The organism is Mangrovibacillus sp. Mu-81, assembly GCF_036867415.1.
In the GTDB taxonomy this organism is placed as follows: Bacteria; Bacillota; Bacilli; order Bacillales; family Bacillaceae_B; genus Rossellomorea.
Window position 1 is genome coordinate 107,135 of sequence record NZ_JBAJHU010000011.1, and the last position, 9,583, is coordinate 116,717.

Consider the following 9,583-nt stretch of genomic DNA (forward strand, 5'->3'; position numbering starts at 1 on the left):
GCACGGAAATCAAAAGCGGTATTCAAAGCGATTCTAACTCTACAAATCTAATTTATAGATTAACTAAAACTTGAATACTGTTGATAACCCAAACCAACTAGCGCACAGTCTGTCCACATGTGGATAGGCTGTGTTTCCGTTCAATTCACACACTTATCCACATATCAACAGGCCCTACTAGTACTATTACTATTTTTTAAATAAATATTAATATATGATTCAGTCCAAAAAATTATGTGCAAATTGGAGGAAATAATCATGAAATTTGTTATTCAGAGGGATGATCTTGTTCAAAGCGTTCAAGACGTCATGAAAGCTGTTACGTCCAGAACAACAATACCGATCCTGACTGGGATCAAAATCATCGCAACCGAAGAAGGAGTCACATTAACTGGAAGTGACTCTGATATTTCAATCGAATCTTTCATACCTAAAGAGGAAGAAGGTTCTGAGATTGTCGATGTCATGGAAACAGGAGGAATCGTCCTCCAGGCCAAATTCTTCAGTGAAATTGTTAAGAAACTTCCTAAAGACACGGTTGAAATCGAAGTTCAGAGTCATTTTCAGACAGTGATCCGTTCTGGTAATGCTGAATTCAATTTGAATGGATTGGATCCCGAAGAATATCCTCATCTTCCTCAAATTGAAGAAGGCAATGGAATCAAAGTTTCTACGGACCTTTTGAAAACGATGATCAGACAGACGGTATTCGCAGTGTCCACCTCAGAAACACGCCCGATCTTGACAGGTGTAAACTGCCAGATCGAAAACGGCGAGCTGAGCTGTATTGCAACAGATAGTCACAGGCTGGCCATGAGGAAAGCACCCATCGAGACGAATCACGATGCGTCATACAGTATTGTCATTCCGGGGAAAAGCTTAAATGAGCTGAATAAAATCCTTGATGACACGGATGAACCGGTCGAAATCGTCATCACTGAAAACCAGGTGCTGTTCAAAGCGAAACATCTATTATTCTTCTCGAGACTGCTTGAGGGGAACTATCCAGACACAAGCCGGTTGATCCCGTCTGATACAAAGACAGAGCTTACGTTGACAACGAAGGAATTCCTTCAGGCAATCGATCGTGCTTCACTGCTGGCAAGAGAGGGTAGAAACAACGTTGTGAAACTCTCGACGCTTGACGGCGGGATCATCGAAATTTCCTCCAATACACCAGAGATCGGGAAAGTCATCGAGCAGGTTCAAAGTCAATCTGTCGAGGGTGAAGACCTTAAGATCTCCTTCAGTGCGAAATACATGATGGATGCGCTGAAGGCCATCGAGGGAACAGAAATCTATGTGAATTTCACAGGAGCGATGAGACCATTCGTTCTAAAACCGCTTCATGACGATTCAATCCTTCAATTGATCCTTCCAGTACGAACGTATTAACGATTTCAGAGCTGATGCCTTTTAAGAAAGGTGTCGGCTTTTTTCTTTTCAAACCTGCATGCAGCACTCCATCTTTCGTTAGTTGTGACTTAGTCAAATTTAGAGTAAAATAAGATATTAGAGACTTTATACGGAAAGTAGTGATTTTAGTGGAGAAAAAGATCACGATTAAAACGGAGATCATTACATTGGGACAGTTCCTGAAACTTGCCGATGTGATTCAATCCGGGGGCATGGCCAAGTGGTTTTTAGGTGAGTACGAGGTATACATAAACGGTGAACAGGACCAGAGAAGGGGAAGAAAGCTTGCGGTCGGTGATAAAGTTGAAATTCCGGAAGTAGGAGTCTTTGTGGTTGCTGGAGAATAATAAAGGATGTTATGTCCATGTTTATTGAACAATTGGAATTGAAAAATTATCGGAATTACGAATCGATCGAAGTGAATTTCGAAAATAAGGTGAACGTCATCCTCGGCGAAAATGCCCAGGGGAAAACAAATATCATGGAGTCCATCTATGTTCTTGCGATGGCGAAATCCCACCGGACATCGAATGATAAAGATTTAATCCGTTGGGATGAGGAATATGCTAAAATAAAAGGTAGGATTCAAAAACATAACGGGGCTCTGCCTTTGGAGCTCGTCCTGTCAAAGAAGGGCAAGAAAGCAAAGTGCAACCACCTTGAACAGAAGAAGTTGAGTCAATACGTCGGTAATATGAATGTTGTCATGTTTGCGCCTGAAGATCTCCATTTGGTAAAAGGGAGCCCTCAAGTTAGGCGTCGTTTTATTGATATGGAAATCGGGCAGGTTTCTCCTGTTTATTTACATGATATCAGTCTTTATCAAAAAATATTACAGCAGCGGAATCATTACTTGAAACTCCTGCAGACGAGAAAGCAGACAGATCAGACGATGCTGGACGTACTGACGGACCAATTCATCGAAGTGGCCGTCAAGATCATCAAAAAACGGTTTGAGTTCGTCCAGCTGCTCGAGAGTTGGGCAAAACCGATTCATTCAGGGATCTCAAGGAACCTTGAAACGCTGGAAATCCTTTATAAACCCTCTTTGGATGTATCAGATGATCAAGAATGGTCAAAAATGGTAGAAGTATATGAACGGAAATTTGAAGGGATCCGCGAACGTGAAATTGACCGTGGAGTCACTCTGGCCGGTCCGCATCGGGATGACTTGCAGTTCATTGTGAATGGACGCGATGTCCAGACGTTCGGATCGCAGGGACAGCAGCGGACAACGGCGCTCTCTGTGAAACTGGCAGAAATCGAACTTATCCATTCTGAAATAAAGGAATATCCGATTCTGCTTCTTGATGATGTGTTGTCGGAACTCGATGATTACCGTCAATCCCACTTGCTCAACACCATACAAGGCAAGGTGCAGACATTTGTCACAACCACCAATGTGGATGGCATCGATCATCGGACGTTGAACGAGGCAGCGCAATTCGAAGTGGAAGCGGGAACAATGAAAAGACTGAAATGAGGTGGTACCTTGTACATTCATGTCGGAGAAGATGTCATGGTACGGACAGATGATATCATCGCAATAATCGATCGAGACACCGTGCAGTTTTCAGAAGAATTACAGCTTTTTTTAAAAAATAAAGATAATCACCTTTGTAATCTTGCAAAGGGTTCATATAAATCTCTCGTCATTACGAAGAATCAATTGTATCTTTCCCCGCTCGCATCGAGCACGCTTAAGAAACGATCAAAGAAATACTCAAACTATGAGAATTTATTATAGAAATACAAGCCCGAAAGGTTAGAAAGTGTAGGTGAATCGGCATGGCTATGGAACAAAAACAAGCACAAGGTCAATCCTATGATGAAAATCAGATTCAGGTTTTGGAAGGATTGGAAGCCGTACGTAAACGACCGGGAATGTACATTGGGTCGACAAGCGGAAGAGGTCTGCATCACTTGGTGTGGGAAATCGTCGATAACAGTATCGATGAAGCACTTGCAGGTTATTGCGACGAAATCGAAATCATTATCGAAGAAGACAACAGCATCACCGTAACGGACAATGGACGGGGGATTCCGGTCGGGATTCATGAGAAGATGGGCCGTCCAGCGGTAGAGGTCATCATGACAGTCCTTCACGCAGGCGGAAAATTCGGCGGCGGCGGATATAAAGTATCCGGAGGTCTGCACGGTGTAGGTGCCTCGGTTGTTAATGCCCTTTCTACAGAATTGGAAATATATGTACACCGTGACGGGAAAATCCATTATCAAAAATTTGAAAAAGGTGTCCCAAGCTTCGATCTTAAAGTCATCGGTGATACAGACAAGACCGGGACTATCACCCATTTCACGCCTGATCCTGAAATTTTCACTGAAACGACAGAATATGATTATGATACATTAGCAAATCGTGTCCGTGAGCTGGCTTTCTTGAATAAAGGAATCCAGATCAGCATTGAAGATAAGCGTGGAGAAGGAAAAAGAAGAGATTATCATTATGAAGGCGGTATTAAGTCATACGTAGAACATTTAAACCGCTCAAAAGAAGTCATTCATGAAGAACCGATCTTCATTGAAGGTGAAAAAGACGAGATCACTGTTGAAATCGCCATTCAGTATAATGATGGATTCGCAAGCAATCTTTATTCTTTCGCCAACAATATTCACACTCATGAAGGCGGAACTCATGAGTCCGGATTTAAGACGGCTTTGACAAGGGTCATCAACGATTATGCCCGCAAGAACCATGTATTCAAAGAAAGCGATGCGAACCTTTCAGGCGAAGATGTCCGTGAAGGGCTGACTGCCATCATTTCGATCAAACATCCGGATCCGCAGTTTGAAGGGCAGACGAAAACAAAGCTTGGCAACTCGGAAGCAAGAACGATCACGGATTCCCTGTTTTCAGAACGTCTTGAAACGTTCCTGCTGGAAAACCCGGTTGTTGCCAGAAAAGTTGTTGAAAAAGGGCTCATGGCCGCACGTGCCCGCATGGCTGCGAAGAAAGCAAGGGAGCTTACGCGGCGAAAGAGTGCGCTTGAGATCTCAAGCCTGCCGGGTAAATTGGCGGATTGTTCATCCAAAGATCCAAGCATCAGTGAAATCTATGTGGTTGAGGGTGACTCAGCCGGCGGTTCTGCTAAACAAGGCCGTGACCGTCACTTCCAGGCGATTCTTCCACTGCGCGGTAAAATCATCAATGTTGAAAAGGCACGTCTCGATAAGATCCTTTCCAATAATGAGGTCCGTGCCATCATTACGGCTCTTGGTACGGGAATCGGGGAAGATTTCGATCTAACCAAGGCGAGATATCATAAAATTGTCATCATGACCGATGCCGATGTCGATGGTGCCCATATCCGTACACTCTTGTTGACGTTCTTCTATCGTTATATGAGAAAAATCATCGAAGCCGGATTCATCTATATCGCCCAGCCGCCATTGTACAAGATCCAGCAGGGCAAGAAAATCGAATACGCCTACAACGATAAAGAACTTGACCGCATCCTTGCAGAAATTTCACCAACACCTAAACCTGGCATTCAGCGTTACAAAGGTCTTGGGGAAATGAACCCTGAGCAGCTATGGGAAACAACAATGGATCCCGCCTCCAGAACACTGCTTCAAGTAAGTCTGCAGGACGCCATCGAAGCCGACGAAACCTTTGAAATCCTCATGGGTGACAAAGTCGAACCGCGACGTAACTTCATCGAAGAAAACGCGGCTTACGTTAAGAACCTGGATATTTAAATAACGCTTAATATTATAAAAGTTTTTGTGAGATTATGCTCTATAACCATATTGAAAATTCAGAGTGGATTGGAGCGGAAGGCACTTGACTCCGGCGGGATTTAGAGGATAGGTCGAGACCCCGCAGGCGGTGACGCCGAAGAGGCTCGACTTCCTCCCCACGGAAAGCAAGTGCCTGCAGCGGAATGGAACGGTCTACGTTTGTTTTCGCGAAATCTTTTGAAAACAGCACTATAAAAAACAGGATAGACTGCACGAATCTATCCTGTCTTTTACATAGCGGACAAGGTGAACAAAGAGAAAGGTCCAAATCTTTCTTTAAAAGGAGGTCCCTCACACTATGTCAGAAACACCAAAATCAAATGTTAAAGAGATTAATATAAGTAATGAGATGCGTACATCATTCCTTGATTATGCGATGAGCGTCATCGTTTCGCGTGCCCTGCCCGATGCCCGTGACGGGTTGAAGCCGGTCCATCGCCGTATTCTTTATGCAATGAATGACCTTGGCATGACGGCTGACAAAGCATACAAGAAATCTGCCCGTATCGTCGGTGAAGTCATCGGTAAGTATCACCCGCATGGTGACTCAGCGGTATACGACACAATGGTGCGTATGGCGCAGGATTTCAACTATCGCTACATGCTTGTGGACGGTCACGGAAACTTCGGTTCTGTCGACGGGGATGCTGCGGCAGCGATGCGTTACACAGAAGCCCGCATGTCCAAAATATCGATGGAATTGATCCGTGATATCAATAAAGACACGATCGACTACAAAGATAACTATGATGGCAGTGAACGTGAACCGGAAGTACTTCCGGCCCGTTTCCCCAACCTTCTGGTGAACGGATCATCAGGTATCGCTGTTGGGATGGCAACGAATATCCCGCCTCATAACCTTGGTGAGGTAGTTGACGGGATCCTTGCATTAAGTAAAGACCCTGACATCACAATCCAGGAATTGACCGAGTACATTCACGGACCGGATTTTCCTACTGCCGGGTTGATTGTGGGCAGAAGCGGAATCCGCCGTGCCTATGAAACAGGTAAAGGCTCCATTACGATGCGAGCCCGTGTAGAGATTGAACAGAAGAGCAACGGGAAAGAAACGATCATCGTCCACCAAATCCCTTATCAAGTGAACAAAGCGAAGCTGATTGAAAAGATAGCGGATCTCGTTCGCGATAAGAAAATCGACGGCATCACGGATCTTCGTGATGAGTCAGACCGTAATGGTATGCGTGTTGTCATTGAAGTCAGAAAAGACGCCAATGCCAATGTGCTCCTGAACAACCTTTATAAACAGACAGCCCTGCAAACAAGCTTCGGTATCAACCTGCTGGCTCTTGTGAACGGTCAGCCGAAAGTGTTGAACCTGAAGGAGTGCCTGTATGAATACCTTCAGCATCAACGCGTTGTTATCCGCCGCAGAACTGAGTTCGAATTGCGTAAAGCAGAAGCGAGAGCACATATCCTGGAAGGTCTGCGGATTGCGCTCGATCATATTGATCAAATCATTGCCCTGATCCGCGGTTCTCAAACGACAGAACTTGCGAAGCAAGGACTGATGGAGCAATTCTCTCTATCTGAAAAACAAGCACAAGCAATCCTTGATATGCGTCTTCAGCGCTTAACAGGCTTGGAGCGCGAGAAGATTGAAGAAGAATACCAGGAATTAATGAAGCTGATTACAGAACTGAAAGCCATTTTGGCAGACGATGAAAAAGTTCTTGAAATCATCCGTGAAGAACTTCTGGAAATCAAAGAGCGCTTCAATGATGAGAGAAGATCTGAAATTGTTGCAGGCGGAATTGAAAATATAGAAGACGAAGACTTGATCCCGCGCGAAAACATCGTTGTCTCCCTTACTCATAACGGCTATATCAAACGCCTTCCTGTCTCCACTTACCGCAGCCAGAAGCGCGGAGGACGCGGAATTCAGGGTATGGGTACAACAGGCGAAGACTTTGTAGAACATCTTCTGACAACATCGACTCATGACACGATCCTGTTCTTTACGAATAAAGGAAAAGCATATCGCGCCAAAGGATATGAAATCCCTGAATTCAGCCGTACGGCAAAAGGGCTTCCGATCATCAACATGCTTGGTGTGGAAAAGGATGAATGGATTAATGCCATGATCCGGGTGGAAGAGTTCGTGGATGACTGGTATCTATTCTTCACAACAAAACACGGTATTTCCAAACGTACGCCTGTCTCTGATTTTGCCAATATCCGCACAAACGGTCTTATTGCCATCAATCTGAGAGAGAATGATGAATTGATTTCCGTCAAACTCACCGACGGTGAAAAAGATATGATCATCGGTACGAAAAAGGGTATGCTGATCAGATTCCCTGAAACGGATGTCCGTTCTATGGGACGAACAGCAACCGGTGTAAAAGGGATCAACCTGTCCGAAGGTGACATTGTCGTTGGGATGGAAATACTTGAAGAGAAGAATGACGTCCTCGTCGTTACCGTGAACGGGTATGGTAAGCGTACCCCTGCCAGTGAATACAGAATTCAAACCCGCGGCGGTAAAGGTCTTAAAACGTGTAATGTCACGGAACGTAACGGAGAGCTTGTTTCAGTCAAAGCCGTTACAGGAGAAGAAGACCTCATGCTCATCACGGCTCATGGTGTCCTGATCCGCATGGATGTAAATGATATCTCGACAACCGGCCGTAACACTCAAGGTGTGAAATTGATCCGTCTTCAGGAAAGTGAATTCGTTTCTACCGTAGCAAAAGTAGAAAAAGAAGAAGAGGAAGAAACAGAATCACCTGTAGAAACGGCAGACGATACAGAACAAACAGAAACAGAAACAGAAACAGAAACAGAAACAGAAACAGAACAACCGAATAACGACTCTGATGATAATCCAGAAGAATAAATAACCATAAGCTGCCTCCTGAGGAATATAACCCTCAAGGGGGCAGCTTTTTTTGTGTGTTAAAGATCATTATTGATTTCCAGCTGCTGCATGAAAATCAAAAGCGGTGTTAATAAATCATTTTTTTCTAAAAATACAAACCATTTTGAAATAAATTTGGTAAAATAAACTAAATAGACAAGGATGATTTGAGGTGCAATGAAATGAAGGTCCACCGTGATGAAATTCAAGCAGGCTGCATTTTAGAAAAGGAGATCATGGGAATGACGGCAAACCCCATCATTCCTAAAAATACAGTTTTAAATGATGACCATATCAAAATTCTCCGGGCATTCAATATCACTGAAGTAACAATAGTGAAAACAAAAGCAGGTGGACAACACAACCGTTCAAAGCAAACACTTTCACCAACTGACTCCCCTGTCAGTCAAGAAACTACTGGTGAAAGCCTTCCGGATATAAAAACTGATAAAGGTTTCATCAATATCTATTTAAAAAGTGTCGATGAGTTCAAGAAGGAATTTACCAACTGGCAGTCAGGCACACCGATCAACGTAGCGAAATTGAGGGAAATCACACTGCCCCTCATAAAAACAGTGGAACAGTACCGTTTTTTGCTCTACTCCTTGAATCATTATGCTACGAAAAAAGAATATCCTTATCATCACCCTGTTGCTGTCAGCATCCTTAGTGCGATGATCGGCAAGAAAATCGGACTTGAAAGCGGTCAGGTCAATCAATTGGCACTTGCCGGTGTACTTGCCGACTGCGGAATGTCAAAAGTCTCAACGAATATCCTGATAAAAGAGAAGCCTCTTTCGGAGCAGGAATTCCAAGAGATCAAACTTCACACAGCGAATGGCTATAAAATGGTAAAGGATTCCCCACTTTTAAAACCAGAAGCGAAACTGGCAGTCTTTCAACATCATGAACGATTCGACGGTTCCGGCTATCCGACGTCGGAAAAGAGTGATCGGATCCACCTGTATTCTCAGATTGTCGGGATAGCCGATGTATTCCACGCCATGACGTCGGAGAGGATATATAGAAGCAGACAGCCGATTTTTAAAGTGCTCGACATGATCAGCAGAGATCTGTTCGGGAAATTTGATATTAAAGTAGTGAATGCACTTATGAAACTAATAGGTGATTTGGATATAGGAACAGCTGTAAAACTATCAACCGGGGACTACGGGGAAGTCGTCTATACAAAAGCAAACGCCTTTACTAAACCCATCGTGAAGCTAAACAACAGTGAGGAGCTTCTTGACCTTTCACTGCAAAAAGATATTTACATAACGGAGGTCCTGGGGTAAACCTCTGTAATAGACGTTCCATTCTATGTAACCAGGAGAATCTATTTTTCTTGGTTACTATTTTATTCTAAAATAAACCTTGCTTAATCTCTTCATACTATGTATAATATAATTTGTTGTCCGAAAGACATTACATATTGATTCACAAAAAACATTTTTGCGAAATAATAAAAAAGTCTTGACGGAAAATGGACAAGATGTTATATTATAAAGGTCGCTTCAAACGGAGCACACC

7 protein-coding genes are annotated in these 9,583 nt (G+C 43.7%); all 7 read left to right on the forward strand.

Annotated features, from left to right (window positions below):
• Positions 1–258: 258 nt before the first annotated feature.
• The 7 genes from dnaN to V6B33_RS18460 all read left to right on the forward strand — a co-directional run bounded on the left by dnaN (position 259) and on the right by V6B33_RS18460 (position 9,348).
• Positions 259–1,395 carry a DNA polymerase III subunit beta gene (gene dnaN, locus V6B33_RS18430; RefSeq protein ID WP_334219146.1) on the forward strand — a complete coding sequence of 379 codons (1,137 nt, stop codon included), beginning with the start codon at positions 259–261 and terminating at the stop codon, positions 1,393–1,395.
• A 149-nt stretch (positions 1,396–1,544) separates the two neighbouring features.
• The gene (yaaA, locus tag V6B33_RS18435) at positions 1,545–1,763 is read left to right on the forward strand and encodes a S4 domain-containing protein YaaA (protein WP_334219147.1); all 219 of its coding nucleotides are present in this window, start codon (positions 1,545–1,547) and stop codon (positions 1,761–1,763) included.
• 17 nt (positions 1,764–1,780) lie between these two features.
• Entirely contained in the window at positions 1,781–2,899 is a 1,119-nt protein-coding gene (gene recF / locus V6B33_RS18440) for a DNA replication/repair protein RecF (protein WP_334219148.1), read from the forward strand.
• 9 nt (positions 2,900–2,908) lie between these two features.
• Positions 2,909–3,163: an extracellular matrix regulator RemB gene (remB, locus tag V6B33_RS18445; protein WP_032087143.1), complete on the forward strand. Its 255-nt coding sequence runs from the start codon at positions 2,909–2,911 to the stop codon at positions 3,161–3,163.
• Between the two features lie 47 nt (positions 3,164–3,210).
• Complete coding sequence (gene gyrB, locus V6B33_RS18450; RefSeq protein WP_334219156.1) at positions 3,211–5,133, forward strand: DNA topoisomerase (ATP-hydrolyzing) subunit B; 1,923 nt, start codon at positions 3,211–3,213, stop codon at positions 5,131–5,133.
• A 340-nt stretch (positions 5,134–5,473) separates the two neighbouring features.
• A complete protein-coding gene (gene gyrA, locus V6B33_RS18455) occupies positions 5,474–8,032 on the forward strand; it encodes a DNA gyrase subunit A (RefSeq protein ID WP_334219149.1) in 2,559 nt (852 codons plus the stop codon).
• Positions 8,033–8,235: 203 nt separating this feature from the next.
• On the forward strand, positions 8,236–9,348 hold the full coding sequence (locus V6B33_RS18460; protein WP_334219150.1) for an HD-GYP domain-containing protein: 1,113 nt from the start codon (positions 8,236–8,238) through the stop codon (positions 9,346–9,348).
• The last annotated feature ends 235 nt before the right edge of the window (positions 9,349–9,583 follow it).